The sequence below is a fragment of the Gluconobacter sp. GP1 genome (assembly GCF_032913585.1).
GTDB classification, from domain to species: domain Bacteria; phylum Pseudomonadota; class Alphaproteobacteria; order Acetobacterales; family Acetobacteraceae; genus Gluconobacter; species Gluconobacter cerinus.
Map to the genome: position 1 here is coordinate 766,104 of NZ_JASGXC010000002.1, position 18,018 is coordinate 784,121.

Consider the following 18,018-nt stretch of genomic DNA (forward strand, 5'->3'; position numbering starts at 1 on the left):
GTAGCGCATAAGGGCAAGTGTACTACGGGACAATCCGGGCCGCAAAGAAAACTGACGTGTGCGGATGCCGTTTCCAATACCGCCGTGTCCGTCACTGGGGAGGCATGCAGTATATTAGAAGAAAGTGACCTCCGTCGCTTTGCTTCTCCGTTCTCCCGGCGCGCTCATATATCATGCGCCTATCAGGTTTCTTTTGAGATAATTTGAACCTTTGCTGTGGTGAAGAATTTAGTGTTCACCCTGTAGGAGGCGAACATGTCGATCCTGATCAGCACATCATTTTCCAGATCTGTCTTTCGAATGGATTATCCGGGTACGGAGGATCCATTATTTCCAAATGGTGACCCGATGGTTGACGACCCATCTGAGGAAGAGGAAACGCCAGAGCCAGACGAATGGCCAGATGTGGAGTTGCCTGAAGAGCCGGGGCCTTCGCCATATCCGCCGTTTGGTCTGAAGACGGTCAGTGCCGGGGTGGTTGATTTACCAACCCCGCGACCGCCTCAGCCCCCAATGCCGCCGTCACCTTTGCCAACAGAGCCTCCTCCATTGGAAGAACCTCCGCAGCCGTTGAATTAACTCAAGAAATTGGCTTTTGGTTCTCACCGCTGGGCAAGGGCAGTCCGTTTAGGACGGTGTATGGCTACCGATATCTGATGGCTGTCTATGATGTTTATTATGGAAAATGCTCGTAAAGGCGCGTCGTCTTCAACGCGCCTTTTGTCAAACTTGGAAATTAGTATCCAGGTGCGGGGTATGGAGCGGGGGTAGGCCCGTAGCTCGGATACGGCGTCGGAGCGACCACCGCCGGGCCGTTCACATTGCCCATAATGACGTTGCTAATGATGCCCGTTGTGATTGCGGCGAGGAGAAAGCTTCCACCGTAATCAATCCAGCGATATCCCGGAGGTGGGGCATAAAGGCCTGGGTATCTGTGCCAGCTATCAACAAACACGCCCCCTCCATTGTAACGATCACCAGAGCGCCACATGCCGCGATGAGGGCCTGCGCCACGGAAGCCATCGCCGCCTCCGCCCGGGCCTCCACGATAACCATTTCCACCTTGGCCGCGTCCGCCACCGCCCGGGCCGCCGCCGTCACGATGTCCTCCACCACCATTCGGGCCGCCACCGTCGCGATGTCCCCCGCCGCCACCCGGGCCACCGCCATCACGGCCGCCTCCTGGACCTCCCTGAGCGCTAGCTACTGTGGGGGCGATAGTGAGTGCCAAGCCCATCAGCAAAGCTACAGATCGTTTAGTCTTGGTGGACATAAAAAACTCCGTTCGTAATGCGCCATCAAGGGTCTCCCGATGTGGCGAAAATTGGTCACCATTGTAACAGAGAGACAAAACCTCGGACTTTGTTGCGAGATTTCCGGAAAAATCCTCTCGGTTTCCCTTCGCCAAGGGGAGGTTGCTCACGAGCATATCGCGAATGTCCGGCTATCGAACCCGGTATCGTAGGAAATGTGTCATCTCAGCGCGTTCATAATGCATGGTTCCAGAATCGCCGGCTGTGAAAACCGTGTTTCCAAACATACGTAAAACGGGCTTCTATCAGCAGTTTCAAACAAGATCAGGAAAGCTCGATTGAAACAATATTCCCCTGGAATGAAAGGGGCTGTGCAGGGGACAAAGACTACACTATCTGGCGAAATTCTCATGGATCTGACGCGGCTATTTTTAAAGCTTTAGCCGCCGAGCGACTGGATTTCCGGATATGACTTCGCCTTATGGCCCAGGGCTGCGTCACTCCCACGCAGAAGATGTTTATGCGTTCCTGATTGGTTGTTCTCTGATTGTGATGGGGCTGATGTGTCTGCACAAGGCCGGGCTTGTGACCGGTGGTGTGGCAGGTATTGCCTTGCTGTTGTCCTACATCGTGCCGATGACGCCTGGAAATCTGTTCACGGTCATCAACATACCGTTTCTTCTTTTTGCCGTTCGCGCCATGGGGGCCCGTTTCGCGCTTAAGACCACGATTGCCAGTTTTGGTATTACTGCCCTCGCGAGTGTTATTCCGAGCGTTATGGAGCTTGCGTATGTCCAGCCTTTGTTCGCGGCGATATTCGGCGGGACAGTGATTGGGATGGGTATTCTCTCGTTGGCTCGTCATCAGGCGGGTGTAGGCGGGACAGGCGTTATCACGCTCTGGCTTCAGAAAAGCCGTGGCCTGAACGCCGGCCGCGTTCAAATCATGATTGATGCTGCCATTCTGACGCTGTCTGCTTTCTTTTTGCCGTGGGAAAAGGCCGTTCTGTCTGCCGTAAGCGCTTTTGCCATGAGTAGTGTGCTCATGGTGTTCCATCGGCCTGGACGATACATCGGGCATTAAAAAAAGCCGCTTTCTGGCGCTTTCCAGCCGCACATCCCAGTTAAGAGAACGGCGCTCTGAAATGCAGACCATGACGAACTGTGTTTCTGAAGAGACAGTGCGCCTCAAAAGATCGCCACATCAGGCAGTTTGAGTAAACTCAAATTGTGGCACTGAGTGCCAAAATGTAGAAGGTGCGGAGAATTTAGAACAACGAACAGGATTCAGGCATGAAACTCTCGCGGCTGGCTTTGTACCTTCTGGCTGGATCTGTCATGGGCAATGTTCCCTCTTATGCGGCAGAAACCAAAGAAAAAGCTACTCCGGAAGCAGCCGCGAAGAAGTCTGTACGCGCGTCTGAGCCTGAGAATATCACTGTTCATCGTCGTAACGGAAGTGGCACGGCAGCAGAATATCGCACGAAGGAAGCCTCTCTTGGCCCCCTTGGCACGCGATCCATTCTGGACACGCCGATGTCTGTCATGGTGGTGCCCCATGATGTTCTGGTTAACCAGCAGACCAGAAACATTAATGATCTGATTGCATTTGTGCCATCTGCCCAGCTTGAAATGCGTGGTGATCCGAATACCAGTCGGCCTCAGTCCCGTGGGTTTGAGGGCGACGTTATCGCTAATACGCGTATGGATGGCCTCAACATGGTCATCACCACACCTTATGCTGCGGAGCAGTTTGATAGTGTTCAGGTTCTGAATGGGTTGGCTGGTGCGGTGTATGGTCCGCAAAATCCAGCTGGCACATTTGATTTCACATTGAAGCGCCCGACGGACCGACAGACAGAGCGTTTTGTTGTGGGTGTTGATTCCATTGGCGCGCCCATGGAAAGCCTCGATGTCTCAGGTCGGGTCGGCCACAACAAGTGGTTCGGCTACCGGCTGAACCTTTTGAACCAGAACGGAGAGGGATACGTCGCAGACTCCCACCTTCGGCGTAACCTGGTGAGTGGTGATTTCGACATTCACCTTTCACCGAAGACAGTCATTCAGATTGATGCCAGCCAGTACACATATGCCCAGCGCGGCTATCCAGGTGGCTTTTCGTACGCAACGACGATTCAGCTACCGGATGCTCCAGATCTTAGCCAGAAGGGATATGGTCAGAAGCAAGCCGGTTACAACATGGAAACCGATACTGCCCTGATGAAGATCATTCATCACTTCAATGATGACTGGAGCCTGAAGCTGGGTGGGATGTGGCAGAATGCTGCCAGAAATGTTTTCAGTACGGGTAATCAGCTGCTGAACTCTGCGGGACTTTACCGTCAGACAATTTCAGCTGCGACTACGGCGAATGATTTCGTGGCAGGCAGCAATACGGCTTATTTGAATGGGTCGTTCCATACGGGCCCACTGAAGCACCAGATCGAGATTGGAACCAACGGTTACGTCATGGGGAACTACAACCCGACGTCATCGACCGGCACTTTGACTCTGGGGCAGGCGACAATCGGCAACCCACAGAGATTTCCGAGTGCACAGCCTTATTATTCCGGACGTTATAAATCTGCCGATACCATGACGCAGTCCTTGCTGGCCGGGGATACGATTTCTCTGGGCAAGCACTGGTCTATCATGGGAACGCTGGCCTGGAGTTGGCTGAGCACCAATAACTATGCCACGAGTGGCACGAAAACGTCGTCCTACAGCCGTGCCGCTGCCTTTAGCCCGATGACAAGTCTGCTTTATAAGCCGGCAGCCAATCAGACGGCTTATTTCACCTGGGGGCGGTCCTTGCAGGCTGGTACTTCGGCGCCGGCAGGTGCTGTGAATGAAAACGAAGTGACAGCTCCTCTGCGTTCAGAAGAGTATGAGGCTGGTTACAAGATTTTGGTGGCCAAGAGACTGCAGCTGAATATTGCTGGCTTTAGAATGTCTCGCCCGTTCGCTTATACAGATCCTGTTACGTATGTTTATTCCAATTACGGTGTGCAGCGGAATTACGGCGTTGAATTCCAGGCATCAGGAAATCTGACGCAGGATCTGAGCATCCTGGGCGGCATGACGTGGCTGGATGCTCAACTGCTGAACACGGGTGTGGCCAAGACGTCCTACAAGCAGGTTGTTGGCGTACCGCCTTTAATGGCGAACATGTTGATTGATTATCGACTGCCATTTCTTAAAGGCGGCGCTGTCAATGCAAACGTGCATTACATGGGGCGCCGGGCGGCCAATGTATATAACACCACGTTTGCTCCGTCTTATGTGACGCTGGATCTGGGCGCGCGCTATGCAACGCACGTTTATCATCAGCCTCTCGTGTTCCGCTTCGGGGTCGATAATGTCACGAACCAGAGCTACTGGGCTTCTGTTTACCCGTCGAGCATCAACGGTGGTGGAAGCGCTACAAACTCTGCGGTTGCTGGCCTGCCACGGACGTATCACTTCACGATTGAACTGGATCTCTGAGACAATAGAGCCCTTTCAGCCAAGGCTGAGAGGGCTGTCTTCCATCCAGAGAAGAGGATGAAACGTAAAGGCACGGCGCAGGATATGTTCCAGATCTGTACGGCCTTCCGTCTTCATCCATTCGTCTACAGCTGTGCGATAAGTTGCAATCGCGGTCCGCGCAATCAGTCGTGCAGCCAGTGATGGCATATCTGTTGGGGGGAGGCGGTCCATGAGGGCTTTAGCAAGCGCCTCTTCCCATTCCTCATATTTTTGCAGACTGACACTCCGAAGTGCAGGTTCGTGTTCAAGGAGTTGTACGAGCGCGTAGGCGTATTCCCGGTTGGCGGTGATCCGTCGAACAACCGGAAGAAGGGCCAGAAGGACCATGTCCTGCAGCGAAGCATCCGGACTGGCAGACGCAATCGCATCATTAAATGCCTGTGTCATGTCGCTGGTCCAGGCCAGGATGATGTCCCCTTTGCCAGAAAAGTATCGGAACAGTGTTCTGCGGGAGACATTGGCAGCTTCGGCGATTTGCTCGACAGACGTTTCTTCATATCCCTGAGTAGAAAACAGCCGCAGTGCCTCCCACGCTAGGGCCGTCGCGGTGCGATCCTTTTTGCTTTGCCGCCTGCCGAGATCTTTTTTTTTGTCCTGTTCGCCATCCATCATGGTCCGACGGTCTTCCAGTAAGCGGGGAATATCATCTTGGTGTCGTCCAGAAGGTCATCATAATGGCGTGTGTGTGGGAGCGATGCTGCCCGGGGTATGGTCTGTCGCGTCTGTATAACGCCTGGCGGCGGCAAGGGCAGTGTGAAGTTCTTCAAAAATATTTTCGGGACCGATTGCGACTATCAAATGATGCCGGTTCATATCTGCCCTGAGATCCTGGCTTACGCGTCCAAAAATCATCGTTACCTGCCTCTGTTTGAGTGTTGCGAGTAACAGGCGCAGGTCGTTGGCTGCCGAATAATCAATATCCGTGATCGGGCTGCATTCAATGAGAATGCAGCGAACGGGGTGCGGGGCATCGCTAAGCAACGTCAGGATGTCTCGGTTGAAGCGAGTAGAGTTGGCGTAAAACAGGTCAGCACAAAAGCGGAAGATAATGAGTCCAGGCTCACTCTCCAGGCCCCCGCGGGCTGGAACGGCTTCCAGTGTGCCCTGAGGAGTAAAGGGCTGAAGAACTGCCGTGTGAGGATCGTAACTGTGGCGCACATGACGAAACAGCGACAGGGCGATGGCGGTCAGAACGCCTTGTTCTACTCCGGCGCCCACAACGACTGCCGCTGTCACAAGTGCAAGCCAGAACTCCCCCGGGCTTTCCTGACGGATTGAGAGCAGTGCGCGGATTTCGATCATTCCCAGCGCGACAGTGAAGACAATCGCAGCGAGTACGCATTGTGGAAGGTATTGCAAAGGCGTGGTGAGGAAGAGGAGCACGATCAGGGTGGAAAGAGAAAAGACAACTTGTGCGACCTGACTCCGGGCACCTGCTCGCACTGCCATAGCTGTCTGAGTTGGGCTGCCATTAACCGTGAAGGTACCACTGACTGCCGCAAGTATGTTGGCAGCTGCCAATCCCGTCAGATCCCTGTTCTCATTCAGTTCTTCGTCGAACTGTGTTGCGTACACGCGGGATGTCGCAGCGCTTTGGGTGATGATGACGAAGACGCATGAGGCTGCCACTGGAAAAAGCGCAAGCAGTTCATTCCAGCTGATAATGGGTATTTGGAAGCTCGGCAGTCCGCTTTGGATAGGGCCAAGCGTCGGGAGATTCCGCGTCAGGAATGGGACTGTTCTGTCTGCCAGAATAGCGCCAACGACAGCAAGTAATGCGGCAGGGCATCGTGGGCAAAACCGGTTTAGAAGGAGCAGGCCGCCTACGATGGCACCGGCGGTAAGGGTGGATGTCAGGTTGAGATGAGCGGCCTGAGTGAGAGTTTCGACCACCTGCATCGCGGGGTTATGCGATGTCGTATGGATGCCGAGCATGTCGTGAAACATGGAAATGGCGATCTGGACGCCGACCCCTGTCATGAAGCCAACAAGGACTGTTCGAGAAAGAAAGTCTGCCAAGAAACCGAGGCGAAATAATCTGGCGGCCAGAAGCAGCATCCCGGCAAGGAGCGCGGTAGCGCTGACCAACGCCATGTAGTGCGCGCTTCCTGGTGCAGCCATGGCTGTAACAGCGCCAGAGAGAATGGCCGCAGTGGCGGAATCTGCCGCGACAAGAAGATGTCTGGAAGAGCCGAAGGCGGCAAAGCCCACAAGAGGCAGAAGAACTGTATAAAGCCCGGTGACGGATGGCATGGCCGCAATGCGGGCATAACCAAGGACCTGCGGGATGTTTGTAAAAGCGAGCGAAAGCCCTGCCAGAACATCCGTTCGCCATGATGGGGGAAGCTTTCGGCGCCAGGGAAGCTCCATCACATTAACCTCGCAGGACAACGACCAGCTTGTGTTGGAAATGCTGGTTGTGCCGGTTGGTTAGCCCTGAACAATAGCGATCAGAACTTCCACAATTTCTGGATCAGCCAAAGTCGAGAGGTCTCCAAGGCCGTCAGTCTCGCCGCAGGCAATTTTGCGCATCAGGCGTCTGACATTTTTGCCAGAGCGCGTCTTTGGAAGATCAGGGACGATATATACTTTTTCGGGCACCGCATAACGCCCGACTTTCGCAGCGATGGCGCGAACGGCAAGCATTTCCAAGTCAGGATGGGACGGATCACGGGCCACAGCATACACGACAATGCCCTGACCTTTCAGGTCATGCGGAATACCAATCGCGGCACTTTCAACAATCGCATGTTCTGCAGCCAGTGCATCTTCAATCTCGGCAGAGCCGATGCGATGCCCAGAAACATTGATGACGTCATCAACCCGGCCAGTGATCCAGTAATAGCCGTCTTCGTCGCGTCGTGCGCCATCGCCCGTAAAATAATGGCCGGGGTAGGGGCGAAGATAAGTTGTTTCAAAGAGCGCATCGTCGTTCCAGATCGTCAGTGCGCGACCTGGCCATGATCCATCAATGCAGAGCACACCTTCTGTTGCGCCCTCCAGCGGATGTCCCTTGTCGTCAACCAGGATGGGATTTACGCCCGGAAGTGGGAGTGTTGCAGACGCTGGCTTTTCCTTGACAGCGCCTGGAACGGGCGAAATCAGGATGCCACCGCTTTCAGTCTGCCACCAGGTATCTACGAAGGCACAACGCCCACCACCAATGACATCATCGAACCAGGACCATGCCTCCTGACTGATCGGCTCACCGACAGTTCCCAGCACCCGCAAAGAGGTCAGGTCGTATTCGCGGGGAACGTCGTTTCCTTCGCGCATCAGGGCCCGAATGGCAGTGGGAGATGTATAGAATGTGGTGACCTTATGGGCCTGAATAACATCCCACCAGCGACCGGGCTTCGGATGAGACGGCATGCCCTCGAACAGGAGAACGGTGCCGCCGTTCGAGAGCGGGCCATAAACTACATAGGTATGACCGGTAATCCAGCCGATATCGGCCGTGCACCAGAACACATCACCAGCCTGATGATCAAAGACAAGTTCGTGTGTGTAGGAGGCCCAGGTCAGGTATCCGCCTGTTCCGTGGACAATGCCTTTTGGCTTGCCTGTGCTCCCAGACGTGTAAAGTAGAAACAGCGGGTCCGTAGAGGCCATCGTTTCAATTGGGCATGACGCCGAAGCCGATGCCAGCAGTGGATTGAGCATGTCATCACGGCCTGCCTGCATGGGGACGGGTTCGTCTGTGACACTAACAACCAGAACGTGCTTCACCGACAAGCTGTCGGGACGCAGGCTCAGAGCAGAGTCCATTGTCGTCTTGAAAGGGATGCGTTTCGCGCCACGCCGCCCGACATTGGCCGTTATCACCAAGCTGGCGCCACTGTCGGCCAACCGGTCTGCAATAGCCTCAGGCGAGAAGCCGCCGAACAGCACGACATGGATTGCGCCCAGCCGTGCACAGGCCAGCATGCTCACGACGCCTTCGATCACTGTTGGCAGGTGAACTGCAACGCGATCACCCCGACGAATACCGTGATCACGCAGGACATTCGCCAGACGGCATACGTGTTCATGCAGGTCACGATATGTGAGGCGGATGATGTGCTCCGCTTCTTCTGCCTGCCAGATCAGAGCCGTCTGATCTGCACGGGTCTTGAGGTGCCGATCCAGGCAATTGAAACTGGCGTTCAGCGTTCCATCTGAAAACCATCCCGTCCCAGTGTCCTGCGCGCTGGATGGTGCTTGAATCCAGTCCAGCCTTTTTCCCTGATCCTGCCAGTATGCTTCTGGATTTGCTTGGGCGGCATCCGTTAGCGCGCGATAATCTTCAGGGGAGAGGCGAAACGCACCAGCGCGATAAGGGGTGGACATAAACGGAATGTGCTCACTGACCAGAAGCTGAAAAAATTAGGGTGAAAACCTCTATCTTAAACAGAACCACAAATCCAAAAGCAAAAAAGCCTATTAGCTTACAATGCTGTAATTTCCGGGATTGAGGCTGCAAAGACGCGTTTTATGGAGCTTCTGTTTGTGGATGAGGCTGCATCAGATATGCAACGGCATCCTTCCAGTTGGCGACCCGCGGAGACCATTCCACATTCAGGTTGTGTGGGGCAGAGAACAGAATGCCCTGTCCCTGAAAATGCTGAAAATGTCGTACGTTGTCATCAATAAGGAAATCGGCAGCAAGAATACTTTTATGACCGCAGAATACGATGTTCAGAGCGGGAATGAAGGGGAAGTGTTTCTGAAGCCATTGAAATTTTGGGGCGCAAGACGCCGGGTATTCCATCGCGGCTGTCGTAATAAAAATATCGAAATGCTGGCTTAAAAATTTTAGCGCATCCGTGGCGCCGGGCATGACCTCAAGGTCAGCAAAGAAGTGTCCCTCGTGCAGAAGTACCTGCATTCCCGCAGCGTGTTCCGGAGTTGCCAGATCCCCTAAATGGTGCCCTTTCAACTCGTCTTCTGTCCAGCGATATCCGTGCGTGTCTTGGTACCACAGGCGCTGAGCGGTGAAGGCGTCAGCAATCACTTCATCCATATCGATAGCGAGACGGGGGCGAGATTTATTCACGAGACAGGGACTCCTGACAGAGTTCGAAGACACAACTCTCTTCTGTTCAGGAGGGAAGGGCAAGCCGCAGGGCGCATGGGGTCATGAAATGACAGATGTCTGCGCCCCGCTGTGTAATAAGCTTAAAGACGGATTAGCTGATGCTGCGACCTTCGTTCAGACCGTAGAAGATGAAGTGCATCAGAAGATCATCTTCATATTCCATTAAATCCGGGTTGGCTGCACGATACTTTTCCGGGTCAAAAAAGCGATTGGGTTTTCTACCTTCCCGATATCCGGCTTCCCGATAATGCGTTGCCGGATCCAGGCCAGATGCTGCCACATCCGGATATTCGCGCATGTACCACGCCTTGTCGAAAGCACAGACGAGGTCAGGAAGAAACGGGCCGCTTGCAGGCTCTTCCGTGATTTCAACTGGCTCTACCACGACAGGAGACTCTTCGATAACGGCCTCCAGAACGACAGGGGTGGCTTTTTTGCTACGAGAGGCGGACGCTACCTTTTTCGTGGCAGTTCGAGAGGATGTCTGTCGATTGGCAGAGGACATAATTAGACTTACCCTGTCAGTTAAAATGTTTTTGGTTCTGCTGTGGAAACGCCGGTAAAAGGCCCCCTTGTTTCCCCAAGGCCTGCGAAACCCTATCCTAGTAATGAAACCATTAATATCGAAAATTCACGACTTTTTAGTAAAAAACAACGTCGAAGCTGCCGGGGCAAAAATACGAAAAAAAAGCCCGTGGAAACAAGATGTTCCTTTGCTGCTGACGCCTCTTGGCCCCCAATGCTAAAGAAATATTCCTCGAATTCTCTGAGATTAAACCGATGCCGAACTCAAAGCCTCTGATTCTGTCCTTCGGAAGCATCAATATTGATGTAACTGCTCGGGCTGTTCGCCTGCCTCTCCCTGGCGAAACCGTGCATGGTGAAAGCTATGCCGTCATGCTCGGTGGTAAAGGCAGCAATCAGGCTGCCGCCGCTGGGCGTCTGGCGTCTGGTTCCGAAGTTCAGGTGGCATTGGCAGGGCGTATAGGGCAGGACGGTTTTGGTGCGCAGGCGCGCCAGGAGTTGGAGCGCTTCGGCGTGGATCTCTCTCCGCTGCGAGAAGACGCCTCTCATGCCACGGGAATTGCGCTGATCGGGATAGATGGGAGCGGAGAAAACTGCATCACCGTTGTTGGTGGTGCGAACATGGCCGTAGATGAAGCCGATGTTGACGCAGCCTCAGACTGGATTGAGCGCGCGGCAGTACTTTTATTGCAACTTGAAGTGCCTCAGCAGGCAGTTCTGGCAGCCGCCCGTAAAGCGCGGATCAAGGGCGCTATAGTTGTGCTCGATCCGGCACCTGCCCCGGAAAACGGGCTTCTGGACGCGCTCTGGCAGGAAATCGACATTATAACCCCGAACGAGAGTGAAACGTTTCAGCTCACAGGTATTCGACCAGAAACTGTGGAAGAGGCGGCAAGGGCTGCGGACTTGCTTCTGGCAAAGGGCGTGAAATCGGTCCTTGTAAAAATGGGAAGCCGGGGCGTTTTCTGGCATGATGGAACATGCAGCGGTCACAGTGCGCCATTTCACATAGAGCCCATTGATACTGTGGCAGCTGGGGATTGTTTCAATGCCGGGCTGGCATTTGCTCTGGCGCAGGGAAGGCCACTCTCCGAGGCTGTCCGGGTTGCGTCAGCGTGCGGAGCGCTCGCGACGACACGTCATGGCGCTGCTGATGCTGCTCCCGCATGGGATGCTGTGGCTGCGTTGATGAATGCGCAGCCAGAAGCCTAGACACATCAAAGAAGAGGCCTTTTTCAAGGCCTCTATAAATTTGAAAATCCCTCACATTGCGGGGGACGAATTTCCAATTTTCGCAGCAAGCTGATCGACGAGCGCGCGTGTCACGGCAGTGATCCCGTCATCCGTGGCTGTTGATCCCTGAGTACTGAAGCTGGCGCGTTGGTGTACAACCGGGTGATGCTCGTCAGCAGGGACAAAGGACCAGTCTGCTTCTAGCGTACCTTGACCAGACTTCGTGATATCCAGCCGGTTGATAGTGATCACCAGCCGGGTTTGTGCAGAGCCTGCTGTCGGATGTGTTGTGACGAACACAGAAGGCCAGCTGCGAGAGAGCTGCGCTGTCACGAGATCTGTAATGCCTCTGGACAGACGACTTGCCCATCGGCCATTTGCGCTGCGATCTAGAAGATCGCCATTTCTGACAAGGATATCCTGACTATCGAGGTAGTCAGGAACGATGACAGAATCGACAGCTAATACGGTTGCTGATGCGGTGTTGGCTGTCAGATCATTTCCGATGGCGGGCGCGCCAAGCGTATAAAACCGCACTGGTGGAGAGGAGCAGCCGCTGAGAAGCAGGGCGGCAAGAGTGAGCGAGGCGAGGTACAGTCTCATCAGTGGCGTCCCGTCAGAAGAAGTTGCGGATTACGTTCAACATCGTTTGCAAAGCCGCGTAGGGCAGAGGCTGCTGCTGCGATATCGCGCAAGCTGGCTTCGAGGTTAGCCCTGTCCGCTGAGCGCGGAGATGTAATGCTCTGAATATTGTTCAGACTTTCACCCGCCTTCTGGATCGTCTGATTGCTGCTTAACAGCAGCGCTTGGAGCTCTTTTCCACGTGCAGTCAACTGATCGGACCCGGCATCAGCCAGTCGGTTCAGGCTGTTGAGGGTATGTTCAAGCTCCGGTTGAAGGTGCGTAACAAGGTCTCTGCTCGCATCGATCATGTCGCGACTATGGTCGGATGTCGCACGAATGCTTTCGATCAGGGTCGGCATATCCCTGTCCAGCTTGTCAGAAAGCTCCCTTACAGCGGCAAGGGTCGCGTTGGCGTTGTCGCCAAGTTCCTTGAACGGCAGGTTCTGCAGAGTTTGGGTCATCGCCTGGATGGAGGACTGTTTTGTTGGAATTTCCGTGAGGGTGGCGATGTCAGGATGCATGACCGCTGGTGTATCAGGCGCAAAATCTAGGTCGATCTCTGAAGAGCCCGTGACAAAACTTTTGAGATTCATTTCTCCACGGAGGCCTTGAGAGACGAGGTCCCGGATTGTTGGAAAATGGTGGGCACTGCTGTTTGTCAGGGTAATATTGTCTGGCCGCATCGTGACATAGACTGGAATATAGGCGTCTCGCGTCTGCGGGTTATATTCGATGACGACCTTATCGACCGCGCCAACCTGAACCCCACGGAAGGTAACGGGTGCACCCACCGACAGGCCGGACGATGCGCCATGGAAAATAAGGACAGCTTTTTCCATACGGGTGAAGGGATGGAAATTGCCGAACAGCACAAAAGCTGCCACGCCAAGACCGATCCCCCCTACAACAAAGGCGCCTACGAGAGCCTGCTTGTTCATCAATTGCGTCCTTCTTCGTTGCGTTCCCGATGCATGAAAGCATGGACCTGAGGTTCGTCGCAGTGGTCGCGCAGGTCTCGTGGAGAGCCGTGCGCGATGGGGATTTTGCTTTTCGCGTCCAGGAATATTCCATCGTCGGCGATGTGAAAGAGACTGGAGAGTTCATGGCTGACGATAACGACCGTCGCGCCGAGACCATCTCGGAGATTGAGGATCAGGTCATCCAGGCGTGCCGACGTGATGGGGTCCAGACCCGCAGAGGGTTCGTCAAAGAACAGGATATCCGGATCCAGTGCGATGGCCCGCGCAAGACCAGCACGCTTGCGCATACCACCACTGATTTCTGACGGAGACATGTCGATGGCTGGCAGAAGACCTACAAACCCCAGTTTGAGTTCTACGAGCCGACGAATGACATCTGGCTTGAGGTCCGTGAACATCTGAAGGGGAAGAGCGACATTCTCCCCGAGAGTCATGGAACTCCATAAAGCACCGCTCTGGAATAGAACGCCGAACCTGTGGTTGAGCTCTGTTCGTTCTGCTTCAGTGCCAGACCAGTAATCTTCGCCATCGACCTGATATTCGCCAGCCGTGGGGCGAAGCAGGCCAATCATACTTTTCAGAAGTGTACTCTTGCCGCAGCCAGAGCCGCCCATAACGGCAAAAATGCTGCCCTTCTTAACTTCTAAAGAGATGTTCTTCTGAATAACCTTCGGTCCAAATGCGAGAGTGACATCCTGCATTGAAAGAACGGTTTTTCGGGTATCGGTCATGCGTCAGATTCCCAGCACGTCGGCGATAACGGCGAAAATGGCGTCAATCGCAATGACCCCGACAATTCCCACCACAACAGCCCGGGTAGCCGCGATGCCGACATCAGCGGCTGATCGTCCTGCCTTTAAGCCAATTCGGCAGCTGGTCAGCCCAATGAAGGCACCGAAGACAATGCTTTTAACAAATGCAAAAATAAACTGGCCGATACCGAAGGACGTGATTGTCTGATGGAAATAGCCAGCAGCCGTAATATCGAGCATGGAAATTGCGACCACGAACCCTCCCAGCATGCCGATCAGGCAGCCGTAGAGGTAGAGAAATGGCATCGTGATAACGAGCGATAGGACTGCCGGAAGTATCAGATACGTGGATGTTGGAATGCCGAAGACGTTGAGGGCATCAATTTCTTCATTGCCCTGCATGGTGGAAATGCGCGCTGCGTATGCGCCTCCGGTTCGTCCTGCCATGATGATGGCGGTCATGACGGCGGCCATTTCACGAACCATGGCGATGCCGACAAGGCTTGCAACGTAAATACCGGCAGCAAATTTCTGAAGCTCAACCGCCCCAACGAACGCCAGAATGGCACCAATCAGAAAATTGACGATGCCTACAATTAGCAATGCCTGAGGGCCGGCATTTGCAGTGTCACTCAAAAGATCTGAAAGACGCATCCGGCTTCGCCCTGTAAGAGCTTGAAGCCCTCCGCGAAGGGTCATTCCACCTAAACTTGTAACGGTGCCGATTTCAGTGAGGCTACTGATCGTGTGCCCCCCAATTCGTTCAAGAACGGGGAGACGCTTGGCGGGCGCGGGAGGAGGGCCATCAGAGGCGTCTGGTAGGAGTTCGAGAAGCTGTCTTACAGGGGCCGGTAAGCTTTGAGCATCCAGAGTGATATGTCTGTCGTGCCCGCTGCGTTTAATGTCCCAAAGAAAAGCGATCAGCCCTGTGTCCCAGTCGGTGATGGGGGACATATCAAAAGTGATGGTGCTTCCAGCAGGCGCTGCACGTAGCCCGTCTTTCGGAAACTGAGGAATGTTTCCTGTTCTTGCCAGCCACACACCCCGAAGTGTCAGAAGAGGGCTGTTCCCTTCTGACGTAAGGCTCCACTGCGGAGATTGAGATGGGTCTAGCGGGGCAGGTGGCTTTTGCAATTGCGTCACGCCATTTCAGTCATTTTAGTCCTTATCCTCTCTACGAGGTCAGAAGCCATGAGGGAAGGGGTAGGCCGAACGGTTCGGTCATTTTAATCGGTTCAGTGTACCAAGAGAGCCACTTGTGAGTGTTTCGGAAGGGTGAGAAAAGCAATGAGACTTCATAACGTCCGAAATGGTTCTTTTATGCGCTCCTGGCTTCTTTCTGTCCCTCTGCTCTGTGCTGCTACGATAGGAATGACTTCTCAGGCGTTCGCCTGGGGACCGTATGGCCATGCTATTGTCGCGGATATTGCTCAGGATCGCCTGACGCCAGCGGCTGCGAAAGCAACAACTGCACTTTTGGCAATGGAAGGTCATCAAACGCTGGATCAGGTCGCATCATGGCCAGATACGATCGGACATGTTCCTAAAAAGAAGGGGGGAGAGCCGGAGACGCTGCTTTGGCATTACGTTGATACAGATGTTTCTCAGCCAGCATATGACCAGGCTCGCGATTGTGCGGATGGAAACTGCGTTGTTGAGAAACTGCCCGAGCTGGAAAAAACCCTCGCTGATCACACGGCCTCTCCGGAGCGGCGGCTTTATGCTTTGAAGTGGGTTGTGCATCTGGTTGGCGACTTGCATCAGCCGTTGCATGCTGCGGAGCGGAATAATGATAAAGGCGGGAATGCTATCCGCCTTTCATATTTTGGCGATACCGCAAACGGGCATATGAATCTCCATGCCCTATGGGATGAAGGCGTGCTGGATCGGCAGGCTAATTTGGTTGTTGGGCCTCATTATTCCATCGACTTCAGTCGTGCTCGTGATGAAGCCATTCGACTGGGGGCGACTATCACACCTGATGAAACGGCATACTGGGTGGCCGATCTTTCTGGTGGTGATGTTCGCCATGCTGTTATTGATTGGGCTGACGAAAGCCATTCCTTGGCACGGTCTGTCGCTTATGGCGCACTTCCCCAGGTTAAAGGGGCAGATATTAAGGAAGCCTATACAGCTCTTGCTTGGCCAATCATCGAGCTTCGGTTGCAGCAGGCAGGTGTCCGTCTTGCTGCGATCCTGAATACAGCAATGAATGAGCAGTAAGCTCTGAGGCGCGTTTCCCCTATCTGACTTTGTATAAGAATAAATTCAGATAGGGGTGTTTTTCCGAGAATATAAATTTACTGAAGCTGCGGAAGGCTCGCTAAAGCATCGGTAGCAATGACGCTTCGATTTCTTCCTTCAGCTTTGGCATAATAGAGGGCGCGATCGGCATCTTCGATGAGATGGGTATAGTCCGGATGTCCATCAAATGTGGCTACTCCGATCGAAACCGTCACAGAAAATGAAGAACCTGTTGGCTGAGTGAGAATATGCGTGACGTTTTCACGAATATGCTCCGCAACCTGGAACGCTCTCTTTATATCCGTCTCAACCAACGCGATCAGAAACTCTTCACCACCATACCGGAAGATAAAGTCGCTTGTCCGGCAGGAGGAGATTAGCTTTTCAGCGACACCTCTCAAGACGGCATCCCCACCAGTGTGCCCGTAGCGATCATTGATCGATTTGAAATGATCAATGTCGATCATAAGAATGCTGAACGGAACTTCCCGACGGAGAGATTGAGCGACTTCCCTCGCCATGATCGTCGGTAGAAAACGGCGATTAAGAGTAGAGGTTAAAGGATCGCGCCCGCTTTCAAGTGCCTCACTCTCTTTAAAAAGGTCGTCCATAAGGAAGCGGATTTCTTCTATCTGGGCCTGTAGCTCGTGAATGCGAGCTGTGTCAGGGGGAACCTGAGCCGATAGAGCTGGAATCAGAACACGATCTATACGACGCATTGAGGTTCGAATGTGCTCGATACCCATCGTATTGGGGAACAGCAGGCTCCCTTTGTGATTGAGCCAAAGCCCAAATCCTGAACTTTCCAGTGAGGGGAGGGGAGGGGGAGCGTTGCAGCAAATGGCGAGTAAAATCTTGTGCCCCCAGTCAAGGAGTGCTGCACGTTGAACCTCTCGTTCAAGAGTGACGTCCTGTCCGAGCGTAACAAGTCGATACGCTTCGTCTGTCTCAATTTCTTTCTGGAGATCCCTTACGAATTCTCGGCTCATCATTTCGATAGCCAGATCCATCATGTTTTCGATGTAGTCGATGGCGGTCGATAGATCGGCAGGCGTGAGGAAAATCTCGAAAAGTAGTTTTCTCAGTGTGTTTTTAAGAAGGCGTGCTCCATGCATGACGACGTGCATCGGGACGCGCATGCGGGCGTGGACCAATCCGATCCGGCGCTGCGTCGCTACAAGCTGTGCGAGGTCGGGCGCTGTAGATGAGAAGAGAGATTGCAGCCATCTCAGCAAAGCGGAATGAAGGTGGTCGTTAACAATTTGGTTGGAGAGAAACGGCGTGGCTTCCGGATGTGTCAGAAGTGTCGAATAGAAGACTTCCACACTCGCAGCAGCATGGTTCTCTACCATATCGGCAACCGCGGAGCGGATTGCGGGATCAATGGCATCGATAATGAGCTGCCACTCGACCTCATCTGGTGAGAGTTGTTTGCTGTTTGAGAGAAGTGCATCAACCGTCATTCGGGGACTCCAGAAACGAAAACGGCTCACAAAATGTGTGTGGCGTGCCGCACGCCATATGATGATCCACTATAAGCGTTAAATTCAGGTGAGTAATGTCACGGTTAGGCGTGATGGCCTATAACGTTGCCTGATAACTCTGAAATCGTAAGGCTATGCGGGCAGTTTTGAAAGCTGTGAGACGGGGATGGCAGCATGGCCCGAACCGTCAGAAAGGGTTTCAGCAAGTTTTTTGATTTTTATATGATTTTTTGATTGACGGTGTATGTGGGTGGCCGTATAAGCCCGTTCACCGACGCGGCGGGGCCTTCTTCGAGGGTCTGGCCGGGGCGGTTTGAGA

Annotated in this window: 16 protein-coding genes; 5 read left to right on the forward strand and 11 right to left on the reverse strand. The window is 53.7% G+C overall.

Annotated elements, in window-relative coordinates:
* Positions 1 to 255: 255 nt before the first annotated feature.
* Positions 256 to 579, forward strand: coding sequence for a hypothetical protein (locus R5H23_RS08100; RefSeq protein ID WP_211511254.1), 324 nt, complete (start codon positions 256 to 258; stop codon positions 577 to 579).
* Between the two features lie 157 nt (positions 580 to 736).
* Here the strand turns inward: R5H23_RS08100 and R5H23_RS08105 are convergent, their stop codons facing one another.
* A complete protein-coding gene (locus tag R5H23_RS08105) occupies positions 737 to 1,273 on the reverse strand; it encodes an RcnB family protein (RefSeq protein WP_317215059.1) in 537 nt (178 codons plus the stop codon).
* A gap of 448 nt (positions 1,274 to 1,721) precedes the next feature.
* On the opposite strand from R5H23_RS08105, the gene R5H23_RS08110 reads away from it, so the two are divergent.
* On the forward strand, positions 1,722 to 2,336 hold the full coding sequence (locus tag R5H23_RS08110) for a YitT family protein (RefSeq protein WP_046899483.1): 615 nt from the start codon (positions 1,722 to 1,724) through the stop codon (positions 2,334 to 2,336).
* A 209-nt stretch (positions 2,337 to 2,545) separates the two neighbouring features.
* Positions 2,546 to 4,738, forward strand: a complete 2,193-nt coding sequence (locus R5H23_RS08115) for a TonB-dependent receptor (protein WP_317215060.1) — start codon at positions 2,546 to 2,548, stop codon at positions 4,736 to 4,738.
* A 15-nt stretch (positions 4,739 to 4,753) separates the two neighbouring features.
* Here R5H23_RS08115 and R5H23_RS08120 read toward each other — a convergent pair whose 3' ends face one another.
* From R5H23_RS08120 to R5H23_RS08140, 5 genes are all read right to left on the reverse strand, one after another.
* A complete protein-coding gene (locus R5H23_RS08120) occupies positions 4,754 to 5,392 on the reverse strand; it encodes a TetR family transcriptional regulator (RefSeq protein ID WP_086633914.1) in 639 nt (212 codons plus the stop codon).
* A 57-nt stretch (positions 5,393 to 5,449) separates the two neighbouring features.
* Complete coding sequence (locus R5H23_RS08125; protein WP_317215062.1) at positions 5,450 to 7,150, reverse strand: SulP family inorganic anion transporter; 1,701 nt, start codon at positions 7,148 to 7,150, stop codon at positions 5,450 to 5,452.
* Positions 7,151 to 7,210: 60 nt separating this feature from the next.
* Positions 7,211 to 9,109 (reverse strand): acetate--CoA ligase, encoded by a 1,899-nt coding sequence (acs, locus tag R5H23_RS08130; protein ID WP_317215063.1) that lies wholly within the window; start codon positions 9,107 to 9,109, stop codon positions 7,211 to 7,213.
* Positions 9,110 to 9,251: 142 nt separating this feature from the next.
* Complete coding sequence (locus tag R5H23_RS08135) at positions 9,252 to 9,815, reverse strand: 5' nucleotidase, NT5C type (protein WP_317215065.1); 564 nt, start codon at positions 9,813 to 9,815, stop codon at positions 9,252 to 9,254.
* A gap of 133 nt (positions 9,816 to 9,948) precedes the next feature.
* The gene (locus R5H23_RS08140; protein ID WP_211498016.1) at positions 9,949 to 10,362 is read right to left on the reverse strand and encodes a hypothetical protein; all 414 of its coding nucleotides are present in this window, start codon (positions 10,360 to 10,362) and stop codon (positions 9,949 to 9,951) included.
* A 275-nt stretch (positions 10,363 to 10,637) separates the two neighbouring features.
* On the opposite strand from R5H23_RS08140, the gene R5H23_RS08145 reads away from it, so the two are divergent.
* Complete coding sequence (locus R5H23_RS08145) at positions 10,638 to 11,594, forward strand: ribokinase (RefSeq protein WP_317215066.1); 957 nt, start codon at positions 10,638 to 10,640, stop codon at positions 11,592 to 11,594.
* A 51-nt stretch (positions 11,595 to 11,645) separates the two neighbouring features.
* Here R5H23_RS08145 and R5H23_RS08150 read toward each other — a convergent pair whose 3' ends face one another.
* From R5H23_RS08150 to R5H23_RS08165, 4 genes are read right to left on the reverse strand one after another with little or no spacing between them, the layout of a single operon-like run.
* Positions 11,646 to 12,218, reverse strand: coding sequence for a PqiC family protein (locus R5H23_RS08150; protein ID WP_317215067.1), 573 nt, complete (start codon positions 12,216 to 12,218; stop codon positions 11,646 to 11,648).
* Positions 12,218 to 13,177 carry an MlaD family protein gene (locus R5H23_RS08155; RefSeq protein WP_086633908.1) on the reverse strand — a complete coding sequence of 320 codons (960 nt, stop codon included), beginning with the start codon at positions 13,175 to 13,177 and terminating at the stop codon, positions 12,218 to 12,220. Before R5H23_RS08155 ends, R5H23_RS08150 begins: the two co-directional genes overlap by 1 nt.
* Entirely contained in the window at positions 13,177 to 13,950 is a 774-nt protein-coding gene (locus R5H23_RS08160; RefSeq protein ID WP_046899474.1) for an ABC transporter ATP-binding protein, read from the reverse strand. The genes R5H23_RS08155 and R5H23_RS08160 overlap by 1 nt, the downstream gene beginning before the upstream one ends.
* Positions 13,951 to 13,953: 3 nt before the next feature.
* The gene (locus R5H23_RS08165) at positions 13,954 to 15,114 is read right to left on the reverse strand and encodes an ABC transporter permease (protein ID WP_408734804.1); all 1,161 of its coding nucleotides are present in this window, start codon (positions 15,112 to 15,114) and stop codon (positions 13,954 to 13,956) included.
* 228 nt (positions 15,115 to 15,342) lie between these two features.
* On the opposite strand from R5H23_RS08165, the gene R5H23_RS08170 reads away from it, so the two are divergent.
* Positions 15,343 to 16,194, forward strand: a complete 852-nt coding sequence (locus R5H23_RS08170; protein WP_317215069.1) for a S1/P1 nuclease — start codon at positions 15,343 to 15,345, stop codon at positions 16,192 to 16,194.
* A 77-nt stretch (positions 16,195 to 16,271) separates the two neighbouring features.
* Here R5H23_RS08170 and R5H23_RS08175 read toward each other — a convergent pair whose 3' ends face one another.
* Positions 16,272 to 17,678 (reverse strand): diguanylate cyclase, encoded by a 1,407-nt coding sequence (locus R5H23_RS08175; RefSeq protein WP_086633904.1) that lies wholly within the window; start codon positions 17,676 to 17,678, stop codon positions 16,272 to 16,274.
* Positions 17,679 to 18,018 lie beyond the last annotated feature (340 nt).